The sequence below is a fragment of the Phenylobacterium sp. genome, from assembly GCF_035539035.1.
Classification (GTDB): Bacteria; Pseudomonadota; Alphaproteobacteria; order Caulobacterales; family Caulobacteraceae; genus Phenylobacterium.
On the sequence record NZ_DATLJI010000012.1, the window covers coordinates 197,148 to 212,636 of the forward strand.

The 15,489-nt window shown below is 70.3% G+C and carries 14 protein-coding genes and 1 pseudogene; 13 read left to right on the forward strand and 2 right to left on the reverse strand.

Annotated elements, in window-relative coordinates; genetic code table 11:
- The first annotated feature begins 149 nt into the window (after nucleotides 1-149).
- The 3 genes and pseudogenes from metK to trmB all read left to right on the forward strand — a co-directional run bounded on the left by metK (nucleotide 150) and on the right by trmB (nucleotide 2,430).
- On the forward strand, nucleotides 150-1,370 hold the full coding sequence (metK, locus tag VM685_RS06255) for a methionine adenosyltransferase (protein ID WP_325459261.1): 1,221 nt from the start codon (nucleotides 150-152) through the stop codon (nucleotides 1,368-1,370).
- Between the two features lie 11 nt (nucleotides 1,371-1,381).
- Nucleotides 1,382-1,744, forward strand: a pseudogene (locus tag VM685_RS06260) (YkvA family protein); the annotation flags it as partial.
- Nucleotides 1,745-1,755: 11 nt separating this feature from the next.
- A complete protein-coding gene (gene trmB, locus VM685_RS06265; protein WP_325459262.1) occupies nucleotides 1,756-2,430 on the forward strand; it encodes a tRNA (guanosine(46)-N7)-methyltransferase TrmB in 675 nt (224 codons plus the stop codon).
- Nucleotides 2,431-2,436: 6 nt separating this feature from the next.
- Here the strand turns inward: trmB and ppa are convergent, their stop codons facing one another.
- Entirely contained in the window at nucleotides 2,437-2,964 is a 528-nt protein-coding gene (ppa, locus tag VM685_RS06270) for an inorganic diphosphatase (RefSeq protein ID WP_325459263.1), read from the reverse strand.
- A gap of 259 nt (nucleotides 2,965-3,223) precedes the next feature.
- On the opposite strand from ppa, the gene rimP reads away from it, so the two are divergent.
- The 10 genes from rimP to pnp all read left to right on the forward strand — a co-directional run bounded on the left by rimP (nucleotide 3,224) and on the right by pnp (nucleotide 14,871).
- Nucleotides 3,224-3,772, forward strand: a complete 549-nt coding sequence (gene rimP / locus VM685_RS06275) for a ribosome maturation factor RimP (RefSeq protein WP_325459264.1) — start codon at nucleotides 3,224-3,226, stop codon at nucleotides 3,770-3,772.
- A 12-nt stretch (nucleotides 3,773-3,784) separates the two neighbouring features.
- Complete coding sequence (gene nusA, locus VM685_RS06280) at nucleotides 3,785-5,476, forward strand: transcription termination factor NusA (RefSeq protein WP_325459265.1); 1,692 nt, start codon at nucleotides 3,785-3,787, stop codon at nucleotides 5,474-5,476.
- A gap of 9 nt (nucleotides 5,477-5,485) precedes the next feature.
- Nucleotides 5,486-6,121 (forward strand): RNA-binding protein, encoded by a 636-nt coding sequence (locus VM685_RS06285; protein WP_325459650.1) that lies wholly within the window; start codon nucleotides 5,486-5,488, stop codon nucleotides 6,119-6,121.
- An 84-nt stretch (nucleotides 6,122-6,205) separates the two neighbouring features.
- Nucleotides 6,206-9,214: a translation initiation factor IF-2 gene (infB, locus tag VM685_RS06290; RefSeq protein WP_325459266.1), complete on the forward strand. Its 3,009-nt coding sequence runs from the start codon at nucleotides 6,206-6,208 to the stop codon at nucleotides 9,212-9,214.
- Nucleotides 9,215-9,346: 132 nt separating this feature from the next.
- Nucleotides 9,347-9,838, forward strand: a complete 492-nt coding sequence (locus VM685_RS06295) for a DUF2939 domain-containing protein (protein ID WP_325459267.1) — start codon at nucleotides 9,347-9,349, stop codon at nucleotides 9,836-9,838.
- 33 nt (nucleotides 9,839-9,871) lie between these two features.
- Nucleotides 9,872-10,672 (forward strand): dienelactone hydrolase family protein, encoded by an 801-nt coding sequence (locus tag VM685_RS06300; protein WP_325459268.1) that lies wholly within the window; start codon nucleotides 9,872-9,874, stop codon nucleotides 10,670-10,672.
- Nucleotides 10,673-10,772: 100 nt separating this feature from the next.
- Nucleotides 10,773-11,210, forward strand: a complete 438-nt coding sequence (gene rbfA / locus VM685_RS06305; protein WP_325459269.1) for a 30S ribosome-binding factor RbfA — start codon at nucleotides 10,773-10,775, stop codon at nucleotides 11,208-11,210.
- On the forward strand, nucleotides 11,210-12,187 hold the full coding sequence (gene truB, locus VM685_RS06310) for a tRNA pseudouridine(55) synthase TruB (RefSeq protein WP_325459270.1): 978 nt from the start codon (nucleotides 11,210-11,212) through the stop codon (nucleotides 12,185-12,187). The genes rbfA and truB overlap by 1 nt, the downstream gene beginning before the upstream one ends.
- A complete protein-coding gene (gene rpsO, locus VM685_RS06315; RefSeq protein WP_325459271.1) occupies nucleotides 12,159-12,428 on the forward strand; it encodes a 30S ribosomal protein S15 in 270 nt (89 codons plus the stop codon). Before truB ends, rpsO begins: the two co-directional genes overlap by 29 nt.
- A 298-nt stretch (nucleotides 12,429-12,726) precedes the next feature.
- Complete coding sequence (gene pnp / locus VM685_RS06320; protein WP_325459272.1) at nucleotides 12,727-14,871, forward strand: polyribonucleotide nucleotidyltransferase; 2,145 nt, start codon at nucleotides 12,727-12,729, stop codon at nucleotides 14,869-14,871.
- Between the two features lie 65 nt (nucleotides 14,872-14,936).
- Here the strand turns inward: pnp and VM685_RS06325 are convergent, their stop codons facing one another.
- On the reverse strand, nucleotides 14,937-15,395 hold the full coding sequence (locus VM685_RS06325) for a GNAT family N-acetyltransferase (RefSeq protein ID WP_325459273.1): 459 nt from the start codon (nucleotides 15,393-15,395) through the stop codon (nucleotides 14,937-14,939).
- Between the last annotated feature and the right edge of the window lie 94 nt (nucleotides 15,396-15,489).

Here is a 15,489-nt window from a genome sequence, read left to right on the forward strand (position 1 = left end):
GCCTGTGGCGGCGGCTTCCGGTTGGGGCGCGACGCCGCGCCGCCGACGGGGCGCTTGGCGGGACATAAAGATTTCTTTATAGGCTTTCGGACCTCGTAGCCGGGCGCCCGCCGGGGGGCGGCGCCTCAGTTCCTTTCCGGAGCCCGTCCTTGAGCCGTTCCAACTACATCTTCACCAGCGAGAGCGTGTCCGAAGGCCACCCGGACAAGGTCGCCGACCGGATCTCCGACACCGTGGTCGACGCCTTCCTGAGCGTGGAGCCTGAGGCCCGCGTGGCCTGCGAGACGCTGGTGACCACCAACCGGATCGTGCTGGCGGGCGAAGTCCGCGCCGGCCGTCCCGGCGGCTCGAAAGCCGAGAACAAGGCGCTCACCAAGGAGATCGTCCGCAGCCTGGAGCCCAAGGTCCGGGCCGCGGTGAAGGACATCGGCTACGAGCAGAAGGGCTTCCACTGGCAGAAGGCGAAGTTCGCCTGCCACCTGCACGAGCAGTCCGCCCACATCGCCCAGGGCGTCGACGCCTCCGACAAGAAGGACGAGGGCGCCGGCGACCAGGGCATCATGTTCGGCTACGCCTGCGACGAGACGCCGGAGCTGATGCCGGCCACCCTGCAGTTCTCGCACAACATCCTGCGCCGCCTGGCCGAGGTCCGTCACTCCGGCGAGTGCGGCGTGCTGGAGCCGGACGCCAAGAGCCAGGTGACCCTGCGCTACGAGAACGGCCGTCCGGTGGAGGTGCTGCAGATCGTCGTCTCCACCCAGCACAAGAAGCGCATCGGCCTGCACATGGCCACGCCCAAGCGCATCGAGGCGGAGATCCGGCCCTATGTGGAGAGCATCTTCCCGACGGGCCTGATCACCAAGAAGACCAAGTGGCACGTGAACCCCACCGGCCGCTTCGAGATCGGCGGGCCGGACGGCGACGCGGGCCTCACCGGCCGCAAGATCATCGTCGACACCTACGGCGGCGCGGCGCCGCACGGCGGCGGCGCCTTCTCGGGCAAGGACCCGACCAAGGTGGACCGCTCGGCCGCCTACGCCTGCCGCTACCTGGCCAAGAACGTGGTCGCCGCGGGCCTCGCGCGCCGCTGCACCATCCAGATCAGCTACGCCATCGGCGTGGCCGAGCCGCTCAGCTTCTATGTCGACCTGCACGAGACCGGCGAGATCGACCCCACCAAGCTGGAGCTGGCGCTGCCGGAGCTGATCGGCGGGGCCACGCCGCGCGCGATCCGCGAGCACCTGGGCCTCAACCGCCCGATCTACGCCCGCACCGCGGCCTACGGCCACTTCGGCCGCACGCCCGACAACGAGGGGGGCTTCTCCTGGGAGAAGACCGACCTCGTGGACGCCCTGAAGGGCCTGGCCTGATCCAGGCCTTGCGGCGCTGGGCGCGCGCCCTCAAGCGCGACGCCCACGCCGTCTGGCTCGCCGCCCGCGACCCGCGCACGCCCTGGTACGCCAAGGTGGTCGCGGTCGCCGTGGCGGCCTACGCCTTCTCGCCCATCGACGTGATTCCGGATTTCATTCCGGTGCTGGGCTACGTCGACGACCTGCTGCTCGTGCCGCTCGGCCTGTGGCTGGCGCTCCGGCTGATCCCGCGCGACGTGCTGGCCGAGCACCGCGCCGCGGCCGAGGCCGCCGCCGACCGCCCGGTGAGCCGCCGGGCCGCCGCGGCCGTCATCCTCGTCTGGATCGCCGTCGCGGCCATCGCGGCCCTCGCCGTGGCCCGCGCGCTGCGCTAGAGCGCACGCCCATGTCCGACCCCCACCCGCCGCTCCGGTCCTTCGGCCGCATCAAGTCGCGCACCATCAAGCCGCGGCAGGCGGCCCTGATGGACACCCTGCTGCCGCAGATCCGCGTCCCCGCCGAGCCGTTCGACCCGCGCGCGCTGATGCCGGAGGCGCGCGAGGTCTGGCTGGAGATCGGCTTCGGTGGCGGCGAGCACATGGCCGCCCAGGCGGCGAAGCATCCCGACGTCCTGATCCTCGGCGCCGAACCCTTCCAGAACGGCGTCGCCAGCGCGCTCCGCCACATCGACGAGCAGGGTCTGAAGAACGTGCGGGTGAAGGACGGCGACGCCCGCGAGCTCCTGTCCCACCTGCCGGACGGGAGCCTGGAGCGGGTGTTCATCCTGTTTCCCGACCCCTGGCCCAAGGCGCGCCACCACAAGCGCCGCCTGGTGCAGGCCGACGTCGCCGCCGAGCTGGCGCGCGTGCTCAAGCCCGGCGGCAGGCTGCGCTTCGCCAGCGACTGGGCCGACTATGTGGATTGGAGCCTGGAGCGGCTGACGGCGAACCCCGCCTTCCGCTGGACCGCGGAGCGCGCGGCCGGCTGGCGGGCCCCGCCGGCCGACCACGTCACCACCCGCTACGAGGAAAAGCGCCTGGGCGACTGCGCCCCGGTGTTCCTGGATTTCGTCAGGGGCTGAGGGGCCTCAGCCCTTGTAGGCCTCGATCGACGCCTTGATCAGCTCGGCGGCCTCGGCGGCGTCGGCCCAGCGGACGATCTCGACGCTCTTGCCCTTCTCCAGGTCCTTGTAGTGCTTGAAGAAGTGGGCGATCTGCTCGGTCAGGATGGTGGGCAGCGCCCGCCAGGAGTCCACGCCCAGATAGAAGGGGTGGAGCTTGTCCACCGGCACGGCCAGGATCTTCTCGTCGCCGCCGGCCTCGTCGCGCATGATCAGCGCGCCCACCGGACGGCAGCGGATGATGGCCCCAGGCACCACAGGCGTCGGCCCCACCACGATGACGTCCATCGGGTCGCCGTCGTCGGCCAGGGTGTGCGGGATGAAGCCGTAGTTGCCGGGATAGAACATCGCCGTGTGCAGGAAGCGGTCGACGAAGATCGCGCCGGACTCCTTGTCCAGCTCGTACTTCACCGGTTCGCCGCCCTGCGGGATCTCGATGACGGCGTTGACGTCGTACGGCGGGTTCTCGCCGACGGGGATCTTGGAGAGGTCCATGGGGAGGAGGCCTTTCGGGACGGCACACAAAGTCGGCGCGCTCTGTGGACCAAGACGCGCCGACAGGAAAGGGGCAGGCTCGATCAGGCCGCCATCACATGCACAACGCGGTGGCGAACGCCCGAGTCGCAACAGGGCTGACAAACCCCTGATCCCCCGCTATATTCCCCTCCAACATCGCTGATAGCGCTGGATGGCGCTTTCAAGCGGCGGGCTCCGGCCCGGCCGCTTTTTTCTTTGCCGGAGGCCAAGCTCGGCCATGCGCGGGAAGACCGCAGAAGACCTGAGGCTCCTGGAGCTGCTCGACCCCGTCGCCGAGGCCGCGGGCTACGACATCGTCCGCCTGCGCCTGATGGGCGGCAGCGAGCAACGGCGCCTGCAGATCATGGCCGAGCGGCCGCAGGACGGCGACATGAACGTCGAGGACTGCGCCCGCCTCTCGCGCGCGATCTCCGAGGTGATGGACGCGGCCGACCCGATCTCCGGCGAATACGTCCTCGAGGTCTCCTCGCCGGGCGTGGACCGGCCGCTCACCCGGCTGAAGGACTTCGAGACCTTCGAGGGCTACGAGGCCCGCCTCGAGCTCGACCGCCTCGCCGAGGGCCGCAAGCGCTTCAAGGGCGTGCTGGCCGGCGTCGAGGGCGACCAGGTGGCCATCGACCTCGATGGCGAGGCGGAGACGGCGCTCGTCCCCTTCGCCTGGATCACCGAGGCCAAGCTGGTGCTTTCCGACGAGCTGATGAAGCGGGGCGCCGACATCCGCGCCGCCCGCCTCGCGGCCGAACAACAACAGACGACTTCCGAGTAGAAGGACCCTCCCATGAGCCTGACCGGCATTTCCGCCAACCGGCTTGAACTCCTGCAGATCGCCGAAGCGGTCGCCCGCGAAAAGTCGATCGACAAGGAGATCGTCATCGAGGCGATCGAGGAGGCGATCCAGAAGGGCGCCCGCTCGCGCTACGGCGCCGAGCACGACATCCGGGTGAAGATCGATCCCAAGACGGGCGAGACGACCGTGAAGCGCGTCGTCACCGTCGTGGCCGACGACGCCACGTTCGGGGTGACGGAAGGCGAGGACGGCGAGGAGATCCCGGTCGAGGAGCCGGCCGGCGTGATCCGCCTGTCGGACGCCAAGCGCACCGACAAGGACGCCTTCGTGGGCAAGACCTACGAGGAGATCCTGCCGCCCTTCGAGTTCGGCCGGGTGCAGACCCAGATGGCCCGCCAGGTGGTGACCGGGAAGGTCCGCGAGGCCGAGCGCGAGCGCCAGTACGAGGAGTACAAGGACCGCGTCGGCGAGATCGTCAACGGCACGGTCAAGCGCGTCGAATACGGCAACGTCGTCGTGGACCTCGGCCGCGGCGAGGGCATCATGCGCCGCGACCAGTCGATCCCGCGCGAGAACTTCAACATCGGCGACCGGATCCGCTGCTACATCTACGACGTCCGCCGCGAGACCAAGGGCCCGCAGATCCTGCTGTCCCGCGCGCACGGCGGCTTCATGGCCAAGCTGTTCGCCCAGGAAGTGCCGGAGGTCTACGACGGGGTCATCGAGATCCGCGCCGTGGCCCGCGACCCCGGCAGCCGCGCCAAGATGGCCGTGGTCTCCAACGACAGCTCCATCGACCCCGTCGGCGCCTGCGTCGGCATGCGCGGCTCTCGCGTGCAGGCCGTCGTGGCCGAGCTGCAGGGCGAGAAGATCGACATCATCCAGTGGAGCCAGGACGAGGCGACCTTCATCGTCAACGCCCTGGCCCCGGCCGAGGTCTCCAAGGTCGTCATGGACGAGGAGGACGAGCGCGTCGAAGTCGTGGTGCCGGACGAGCAGCTCTCGCTCGCCATCGGCCGCCGCGGCCAGAACGTCCGCCTGGCCTCGCAGCTGACCGGCTGGCAGATCGACATCATGACCGAGAGCCAGGAGAGCGAGCGCCGCCAGCGCGAGTTCGCCGAGCGCACCGCCCTGTTCCAGGAAGCCCTGGACGTGGATGAGGTCATCGCCCAGCTGCTGGTCACCGAAGGCTTCGCCACCGTCGAGGACGTGGCCTACGTGGAGAACTCGGAAGTCGCCGCCATCGAGGGCTTCGACGAGGACACCGCCGAGGAGATCCAGGCCCGCGCCCGGGACTACCTCGAGAAGGAAGCCGCCGAGTACGACTCCAAGCGCCGCGAGCTCGGCGTCGAGGACGCCGTGCTGGAGATCGAAGGCGTCACCCTGCCCATGGCCGTGGCCCTGGGCGAGGGCGGCATCAAGACGGTCGAGGACTTCGCCGGCCTGGTGCCCGACGACCTGCGCGGCTGGTTCGAGACCAAGAACGGCGAGCGCGTGCGCGAGCCTGGGATCCTGGAGAGCTTCGCCCTCGATCCGCAGGACGCCGAGACCCTGATCATGCGCGCCCGCGTGGCCATGGGTTGGGTCGAGGCCCCGCCCGAGCCGGAGATCGAAGAGGAGCCCATCGAGGACTCCGAAGCCTACGCCGAAGCCGAAATGGCCGGTGAGGCGCGCGACGCCTGACGGAGACCGATCTTGGCCGCCTCCCCCGCCACGCTAGCCGAAGCCGCCCGTGAGCGGCGGGACATCGTCTCCGGCGAGGTGATGGAGGAGGCGCGCCTGATCCGGTTCGTTCCGGGGCCCGACGGCCTCGTCGTCCCGGATCTGGCGCGAAAGCTGCCCGGCCGCGGCCTGTGGGTCGCGGCCGACCGCGCGTCGGTGGAGACCGCGGCGAAGAAGGGCCTGTTCAGCCGCGCCGCCAAGGCGAAGCTCCAGGCGGGCCCGGATCTCGCCGACCAGGTAGAATCCTTGCTCCGGCGGCGGGTTTTATCGTCGCTGGGCCTTGCACGGAAGGCCGGCGACCTTACCTCGGGCTTCGAGAAGGTCTCCGCGGCCGTCCAGTCCGGCAAGGTCGCCTGGCTGATCGAGGCCTCGGACGGCGCCGCCGACGGCCGCCGCAAGCTTTGGGCGCAAGCCCGCAGACAATCCCGACCGCCCGGCCTGCTCGGCGTCTTCACGGCGTCCGAATTGGGTTTGGCCTTGGGACTGGAGAATGTGATACACACCGCCTTCCTTGCGGGGCGAGCCGCCGATCGTTGGGCGCAGGACGTCCATCGGCTGGCGGGCTTTAGTCCGCTCCTTCCTGAGAGTTGGCGCGAGGAGCCTTGAGGCGAACGGGGCCCCCAAGCCCCGGGCGCCTCTATTCGATTATCCGTTTGGCCGGATCCGCCGGCCGGTAAGTAAAGCGAGCGCATGAGCGACGAGAACAACAACGGCCGACCCTCCGCCCCGGGCGGACGCCAGCCCCTGACCCTCAAGCCCCGCGGGGCCGGATCGGTCAGCGCCGGCACGGTGAAGCAGAGCTTCAGCCACGGCCGTTCGAAGACAGTGGTCGTCGAGACCAAGCGGCCGCGCACACATGTGCAGCCCGGCGGGAACCTCGCTGCGCCGTCGTCCGCCGAGAAGCGCGTCTTCGACAACCGCGGGCCGCAAGGCCCCTCCGCGCCGCGTCCGCAGGGCGGTTCCGCCGGCGGAGCGGGCGACGGGCTGTCGCCGGAGGAGCGCGCCGCGCGCGCCCGGGCGATCGAACTCGCCCGCCAGCAGCAGGCCGCCCAGGAGGCCGAGCGCCGCGCCCGTGAGGAGCGCGCCCGGGCCGAGGCCGAAGCGGCCGCCCGCGCCCGCGCCGCCGAACAGCAGGCCGCCGCGCCCCCGCCGGCTCCCGCGCCGACCCCGGCTCCGGCCGCGCCCGTGACGCCGCCTCCGGCCGCCGCCGCGCCCACGCCTCCCGCCGCCGCGCCGACCCCGGCGCCCACGCCCCGCCCCGCGGCCCCGCCGCCGCAGGCCGCCGCTCCGCGCCCCGAGGCGCCGCGCGGCCCCACCGGCGGTGGGCAGACCCGCACCTATCAGCCTTCGCCCGAGCGTCGCGACGACCGGCCGAGCACCACCACCTATCGTCCGCCGTCGAGCGGCCGCTTCGAAGGCGCCAGCTTCAACCAGCGCGCGCCGCGCCCCGACGCGCGTCCGCAGCGCGACGACCGCGGCCCGCGGCCCGGCGGCGATGCCCGCCCGCCGCGCGACGGCGACCGCGGCCCGCGTCCGGAAGGCGGCGGCACCGTCCGCTACTCGGCGCTCGCGCCGCGTCCGGCCGGCCCCCGCGACGGCCCCCGTGGCCCCGGCGCCGGCCCTCGCGGCCCGCGTGTCGGCCCGGCGGCGCCGCCGGCCACGCCGGAAGTGCAACGCGCCACTCGCCAGGCCCCGCGGCCCGGCGGGGCGGTCATGGATCGCCGTCCCGATGACGACGACCGTCGCCGCGACGCCGGCCCCGGCAAGGCGATCAGCCGCGCCAAGGGCGCCCCGACCCGCCGCGAAGGCCGCCTGACCATCCAGACCGTCGCCGGCGACGCCGAGGGCGCCGAGCGGATGCGCTCGCTCGCTTCCGTCCGCCGCGCCCGCGAGCGTGAGCGCGAGAAGCGCAAGGGCGGCGTCCAGGAAGTGGCCCGCGTGGCCCGCGAGGTCGTCATCCCCGACGTCATCACGGTCAGCGAACTGGCCAACCGGATGGCCATCCGCGGCGTCGAGATCATCAAGTTCCTGATGCGTCAGGGCGTGATGCTGAAGATCAACGACGTCATCGACAACGACACCGCCGAACTGGTGGCCACCGAGTTCGGCCACACCGTGAGGCGCGTGTCGGAAGCCGATGTCGAAGAGGGCTTCATCGGCGCCGAGGACCTCGACGACCACCTGGAGCCGCGGCCCCCGGTCGTCACCGTCATGGGCCACGTCGACCACGGCAAGACCTCGCTGCTCGACGCCCTGCGCTCCACCGACGTGGTGTCGGGCGAGCACGGCGGCATCACCCAGCACATCGGCGCCTATCAGGTGCGGCTGGAGAACGGCCAGAAGGTCACCTTCCTCGACACCCCCGGCCACGCCGCCTTCTCCGCCATGCGCATGCGCGGCGCGACCGTGACCGACATCGTGATCCTGGTGGTGGCCGCCGACGACGGCGTCATGCCGCAGACCATCGAGGCCATCAATCACGCCAAGGCCGCCGGCGCGCCGATCATCGTGGCGATCAACAAGATCGACAAGCCGGACGCCGACCCGACCCGGGTGATCAACGAGCTCCTGCAGCACGAGATCGTGGTCGAGAGCCTGGGCGGCGACACCCAGGTGGTCGAGGTCTCCGCGACCCAGAAGATGGGCCTCGACGACCTGATCGAGAACATCCTGGTGCAGGCCGAGATCCTCGACCTGAAGGCCAACCCCGACCGCACCGCCGACGGCGTGGTGATCGAGGCGAAGCTGGATCGCGGCCGCGGCGCCGTCTCCACGGTGCTCGTCAAGCGCGGCACCCTGAAGCGCGGCGACATCGTCGTGGCGGGCGCCAACTTCGGCCGTGTGCGCGCCCTGCTCAACGAGCGCGGCGAACAACTCGACGCCGCAGGCCCCTCGGTGCCGGTGGAGATCCTCGGCCTCGACGGCACGCCCGATCCGGGCGAGCCCTTCGCGGTCGTGGAGAACGAGGCCCGCGCCCGCGAGCTGACCGAATACCGCACCCGCGTGAAGCGCGAGAAGACCGGCTCCCCGGTCCAGGGCGCCTCGCTCGCCGACATGATGGCCAAGCTTGCCGACAAGAAGGTCTCCGAGCTGCCGGTCATCATCAAGGCCGACGTGCAGGGCTCGGCCGAAGCCATCGTCGGCTCGCTCGACAAGCTGGCCACCGACGAGGTCCGCGCGCGGATCATCCTGTCGGGCGCCGGAGCGATCAGCGAGAGCGACGTGATGCTGGCCAAGGGCGCCGGCTCGCCGATCCTCGGCTTCAACGTCCGCGCCTCCAAGCAGGCCCGCGACCTGGCCGAGCGCGAGGGCGTGGAGATCCGGTACTACGCGATCATCTACGACCTGATCGACGACATCAAAGGCGTGCTCTCGGGCATGCTGGCGCCGATCCAGCGCGAAACCTTCCTGGGCAACGCCGAAGTCCTGCAGGTCTTCGACATCACCAAGGTGGGCCGCGTGGCCGGCTGCCGCGTCACCGACGGCGTGGTCCGCAAGGGCGCCCGCGTCCGGATCATCCGTCAGGACGTGGTGGTGCTCGAACTCGGCACCCTGCAGACGCTCAAGCGCTTCAAGGACGAGGTCAACGAGGTCCAGTCGGGCCAGGAGTGCGGCATGCACTTCGCCGGCTTCCAGGACATCAAGGCGGGCGACACCATCGAGTGCTTCACCCTCGAGGAGGTCAAGCGGAGCCTCTAGGCCGCCGCTTCACCGCCGAGAAGTTCGAAGCCCCGGAGCGCCCCTCCGGGGCTTCCTGCTGTCAGGGGCACGGGAGCCGTGATGTGGCCGCGTTTGTTTCCTATGTAGGGACCTGAAGCGACGGAGTTGGACATGCGTGCGATCGTTCTCGGGATGGCGGCCCTCGCCCTGACCGGCTGCGCCACGGGCAAGAAACTCGACGCCGCCGGCGACGTGCACGCCCTGCTGCTGTCCATCCGCGACAACGACCAGGCCGCCTTCGACGCCCACGTGGACCGGGCCGCGCTGAAGCGCGAGATCCAGGCCAAGCTGGTCGCGGAAGGCGGCAAGGACCAGCGCTTCGGCGGCCTCGCCGCGGCGCTGGCGCCCAGCCTCGCCGAGCTGGCCGGCGAGACCCTTGTCCAGCCGCAGGTCTTCCGCCTGGTGGCCGAACGCTACGGATATACGCCCCGGACCAAGATCCCCGGCCCCGTCGCCATCTCCAGCGCCTTGAAGCCCCTGCCGGACGGGCGGGTCTGCGCCACCCGCGAGAAGGACGGTCCCTGCCTGCTCACCTTCACCAAGGTCGAGGGCACCTGGAAGCTCACCGGCTTCGAGGGCGGGCTTTCGGAGCTGCGCATCTAGGGTCTAGGCTCTCCCCCGGGCGGGGAGGCCGGCATGGGCTACGAGGCGGCGCTTTCGGAGTACGAGCGTTTCGAGTTCGCCGACGGACCGTGGACGCGCGCGGTCTACCGGCGCGGCGCGGGTCCGGCCGTCATCGTCATCCACGAGATGCCCGGCCTGCACCCGGACGTGATCGGCTTCGCGGACCGCGTGGCGGCGGCCGGGATGACCGTCTACTGCCCCAGCCTGTTCGGCGTCCCGGGCCGGCCCGCCACGCATCCGGGCGCCGTCGCCACCATGATCGGCGGACTCTGCATCCGCCGGGAGTTCAACGTCTGGGCCGGTGGCCGCTCCAGCCCGATCGTAGACTGGCTGCGCGCGCTCGCCCGCCGCGCGCACGAGGACTGCGGCGGCAAGGGTGTGGGCGCGGTCGGCATGTGCTTCACCGGCGGCTTCGCGCTGGCGATGATGACCGAACCCGCCGTCGTCGCCCCGGTGCTCTCCCAACCGTCCCTGCCGATGACGCTCGGGCCCGGCGGAAAGGCCCGGCGGGACCAGATCGACGCCTCGCCCGCCGAGGTCGCCTGCGCCCGCAGGCGCCTGGAGACGGAGGACCTCACCGTCCTCGGCCTGCGCTTCGCCGGTGACCCACACGTTCCGGACGCGCGCTTCGCCGCCTATGCCCAGGCCCTCGGCCCGCGCTTCGAGGGCCGCACGATCGATCCCGCCGAGGCCCGGCCCGGCGGCCTGCCGCACCCGCATTCGGTGCTGACCATCAACCTGCGTGAGGAGGGCGAAACCAAGCGCGCCGAGCAGGACGTCATCGCCTTCTTCCGGGCGCGCACCGGCGCGTGACCCGAACAGGGGTGGACGCCGGCTCCCGCGGGCACTAGAAGCGCGCCCTTCCCCTGAGGCGGCGCGTCCGATCCGCGCCCCAGGCACTCGAAAGCACGCCATGTCACGTCATTCCCACACCAACCGCGGGGCGCCCCAGGGCCCGTCCCAGCGCCAGCTGCGCGCGGGCGAGCTCGTCCGCCACGCCCTAGTCGAGATCCTGCGCGAGGAAGACATCACCGATCCGGCCCTGGAGGGCGTCTCGGTGACCGTCACCGAGGTGCGCATGAGCCCCGACCTGCGCCACGCCACCATCTTCGTGGAGCCGCTGGGCGGCGGCCACGCGGAGGAGGTGGTGGGCGGGCTCAACCGGCACGCCAAGTTCATCCGAGGGCGGCTGGGCCGGCACATCGAGCTGAAGTTCACCCCGGACCTGAAGTTCCTGCACGACGAGAGCTTCAACGAGGCGGCGCGGATGAGCCGGCTGTTCGACGACCCGCGCGTGCGCCGCGACCTGACGCCCGACGAGCCTTCGGACAGCTGGAAGGACGAGGACTGATGGCCCGCCGCAGGAAGGGCGACGCGGTCTCCGGCTGGGTGAACCTCGACAAGCCGTACGACCTCACCTCCACCCATGCGGTGAGCCGGATCCGGCGGATCTTCAACGCCCAGAAGGCGGGCCACGCCGGCACCCTGGACCCGCTGGCCACCGGCGTCCTGCCGATCGCGCTGGGCGAGGCCACCAAGACCGTCCCCTTCCTGATGGACGCCGACAAGGCCTACCGCTTCACCATCGCCTGGGGCCGCACCACGGCCACCTACGATCGCGAGGGCGAGACCATCGCCGAATCCGACGTGCGCCCGACGCTCGCCCAGGTGGAGGCGGTTCTGCCGCGCTTCGTGGGCGAGATCGAGCAGGTGCCGCCGGCCTATTCGGCCATCAAGGTGGACGGCGAGCGCGCCTACGACCTGGCCCGCGCCGGGGAGACGGTGGAGCTGAAGTCCCGCATCGTGGTGATCCACGAGGCCCGGGTGGTGGACGCCGCCGACCCCGACCACGTCATCCTGGAGATCGCCTGCGGCAAGGGCACCTATGTCCGCGCGATCGTCCGCGACCTGGCCGAGGCGCTGGGCGCCTGCGGCCACGTGAGCGAGCTGCGGCGCACCCGCGTAGGGTCGTTCACCGAGCAGTCCGCGGTGACGCTGGAATTGCTTGAGGATTTAGGGCATAAGGCCCGCCATTCGGAGGCATTGCTTCCGGTCGAGACCGCGCTGGACGACATCCCGGCGCTGGCCGTGACCGATGAAGACGCCTTCCGATTGAAGCAGGGACGGTCGATCGTTCTCGTTCCCCGACAGGTCGAAGCGGTGAAAGCCAGGCTCAAGCCGGGCTCACGCACCGTTTCAGCCATGTCGGGCGGCTCGGTCGTCGCCCTCTGCGAGATGCGCGCGGGCCGGCTCGAACCCTCGCGGGTCTTCCATCTTGAAAAGAGCGGAGACGAACCCGATGTCGATTACGGCCGAACGCAAGGCTGAAGTGATCAAGACCCATGCCCGCGGCGAAGCGGACACGGGCAGCGCTGAAGTCCAGGTGGCGATCATGTCCGAACGGATCGCGAACCTGACCGAGCACTTCAAGACGCACAAGAAGGACAACCACTCGCGTCGCGGGCTGCTGAAGCTCGTGTCCGCGCGTCGGTCCCTCCTGGACCACCTGAAGAAGTCCGATCCGGCCCGCTACCAGGCGCTGATCGAGACCCTCGGCCTGCGCCGCTAGAGCGTGAAAGTCTCGAGCCTGATCGGACCGGTCAGGCTCGGGGGCTCACGCCAAGTTGCCCGCAGGCCCGGTTGCGAAAGCCGGGCCGGCGGGTCTTAAGAGACTTGCCGCTCCTCCGAAAACAGGCCGGGGGACGCATGCGGCGCCCGGGTCGTCCTTCTCCAGGGACACCCGAACCATACGCCGAGGGTTCGACAGAAATCCTCACCCCGCCTGTTCATTGGAGAGGATTTCGGAAGACCGATCCCCTGTCCGCCCCCGCCCGGGAATACGCCCGCGGGATGAGAAAGAAGCCCAAATGTTCGACATCAAAAGAAAGACCATCGAGTGGGGCGGCAAGACGCTGACGCTCGAAACCGGCCGCATGGCCCGTCAGGCTGACGGCGCGGTGCTGGCCACCTACGGGGAGACCATGGTGCTGGCCACCGCCGTCTTCGCCAAGCAGGCGAAGCCGGGCCAGGACTTCTTCCCCCTGACCGTCAACTACCAGGAGAAGTTCTACGCCGCGGGCAAGATCCCGGGCAGCTTCCCCCGCCGCGAGGGCGCCCCCTCGCAGAAGGAGACCCTGACCAGCCGCCTGATCGACCGTCCGATCCGCCCGCTGTTCGTCAAGGGTTTCAAGAATGAAGTTCAGGTCGTCACCACGGTGCTGGCCCACGACCTCGAGAATGATCCCGACATCGTCGCCATGGTCGCGGCCTCCGCCGCCCTGGTGATCTCCGGCGCCCCGTTCATGGGCCCGATCGCCGGCGCCCGCGTCGGGTATGTCGACGGCCAGTACATCCTCAACCCGACCCTCGACGAGATGAAGGAAAGCCGGATGGACCTGGTGGTCGCCGGCACCCATGACGCCGTCATGATGGTCGAATCCGAGATCAAGGAGATGTCGGAGGACGAGGTCCTGAAGGGTGTGATGTTCGCCCACGCGGGTATGCAGCCGGTGATCGACGCGATCATCGAGCTGGCCGAACACGCCGCCAAGGAGCCCTTCGACTTCCAGCCGGAAGACACCGACGCCCTGAAGGCGGAAGTGAAGAAGGCGATCGGCGCCGATCTGGCCGCCGCCTACAAGATCATGGGCAAGACCGAGCGCCACGCCGCGCTCTCCGCCGCCAAGGACAAGGCCGTCAAGACCTTCGCCAAGTCGGACGAGAACCCGGCCGGCATCGACCCGCTGAAGCTGATCAGCGTGTTCAAGGAACTCGAGGCGGACATCGTCCGCCGCTCGATCCTCGACACCGGCGTGCGCATCGACGGCCGCAAGGTCGACCAGGTCCGCCAGATCGTCGGCGAAGTGGGCGTCCTGCCCCGCGCCCACGGCTCGGCGCTGTTCACCCGCGGCGAGACCCAGGCCCTGGTGGTCGCCACGCTCGGCACCGGCGACGACGAGCAGCTGATCGACGCCCTCGAAGGCAAGTACTTCGAGAAGTTCATGCTGCACTACAACTTCCCGCCGTTCTCGGTGGGCGAGACGGGCCGCATGGGCGCTCCGGGCCGGCGTGAAGTCGGCCACGGCAAGCTCGCCTGGCGGGCCATCCGCCCGATGCTGCCGAGCGCCGAGGAGTTCCCCTACACGATCCGCCTGGTCTCGGAGATCTTCGAGTCCAACGGCTCGTCCTCCATGGCCTCGGTCTGCGGCTCGTCGCTGGCGCTCATGGACGCGGGCGTGCCCCTGAAGAAGCCGGTGTCCGGCATCGCCATGGGCCTGATCCTCGAGAAGGACGGCTTCGCGGTCCTGTCGGACATCCTGGGCGACGAGGACCACCTCGGCGACATGGACTTCAAGGTGGCCGGCACCGCCGACGGCATCACCTCGCTGCAGATGGACATCAAGATCGCCGGCATCACCGAGGAGATCATGCGCAAGGCCCTCGAACAGGCGAAGGGCGGCCGTGATCACATCCTTGGCGAGATGAACAAGGCCATGGAGGCGCCCCGCGCCGAGCTGGGCGAGTTCGCGCCGAAGATCGAGACCATCAAGATCCCCGTCGACAAGATCCGGGAAGTGATCGGCTCGGGCGGCAAGGTGATCCGCGAGATCGTGGAGAAGACCGGCGCCAAGATCGACATCGGCGAGGACGGCACGATCAAGATCGCAGCCGCCGAGGCCACCAGGATCGAAGCCGCCAAGGACTGGATCAAGTCGATCGCCTCGGAGCCCGAGGTCGGCCAGATCTACACCGGCAAGGTCGTGAAGATCGTCGACTTCGGCGCCTTCGTGAACTTCTTCGGCGCCAAGGACGGCCTGGTCCACGTGAGCCAGATCTCCAACGAGCGCGTCGGCAAGGTCTCGGACGTGCTGCAGGAAGGCCAGCAGGTGAAGGTGAAGCTGCTGGGCTTCGACGACCGCGGCAAGACCCGCCTCTCCATGAAGGTCGTCGACCAGGAGACCGGCGAAGACCTGTCGAAGAACGAGAAGGCCGAAGAGACCGCCGACGCCTAAGGCGCCGCGGCCTCGGGCTGAACGATGAGGGGCGGCCGGAGCGATCCGGCCGCCCTTTTCTTTGCCTACAGCTCCAGGTGCAGGAACTGGCTGAAGCCGGAGGGGGCGTAGTCGGCGAAGGGCTCGCCGTCCCGGAAGCCCCGGCGGCGGTAGAGCGCCAGGGCCGGCTCGAACGCCGGCCCGCGGCCCGTCTCCAGGCTCAGGCGGGTGTGGCCGCGGGCGCGGGCCGTCTCGATGATCCGCTCCAGCAGGGCGGCGGCCACGCCTTTGCGCAGGTGGTCGGGGTGCGTGCGCATGGACTTCACCTCGCCCGTTCCATCGGCATGCGCCTTCAGCGCCCCGACGCCGGCGATGGCGGGACCCTCCCACGCGGTCCAGACGGTGATCTCCGGCCGCTGCAGACCCGAGAGGTCGAGGGCGAAGACATGCTCCGGCGGGGTGTTGGCGTGCATCCCGGCCAGATGCAGGGCGAGCAGGGCCCGCACGGGCTCCCCCGACAGGTCGTCTTCCCGGATCTCCAGCACGCCTTGCCTCGCCCCTGTCCGTCCCGGGCGCAGCCTAACGGCTGGAGCGGAGACGGCGTACTCCCCGCCGCGGCCGGCTCGAAGTTCCGGCCGC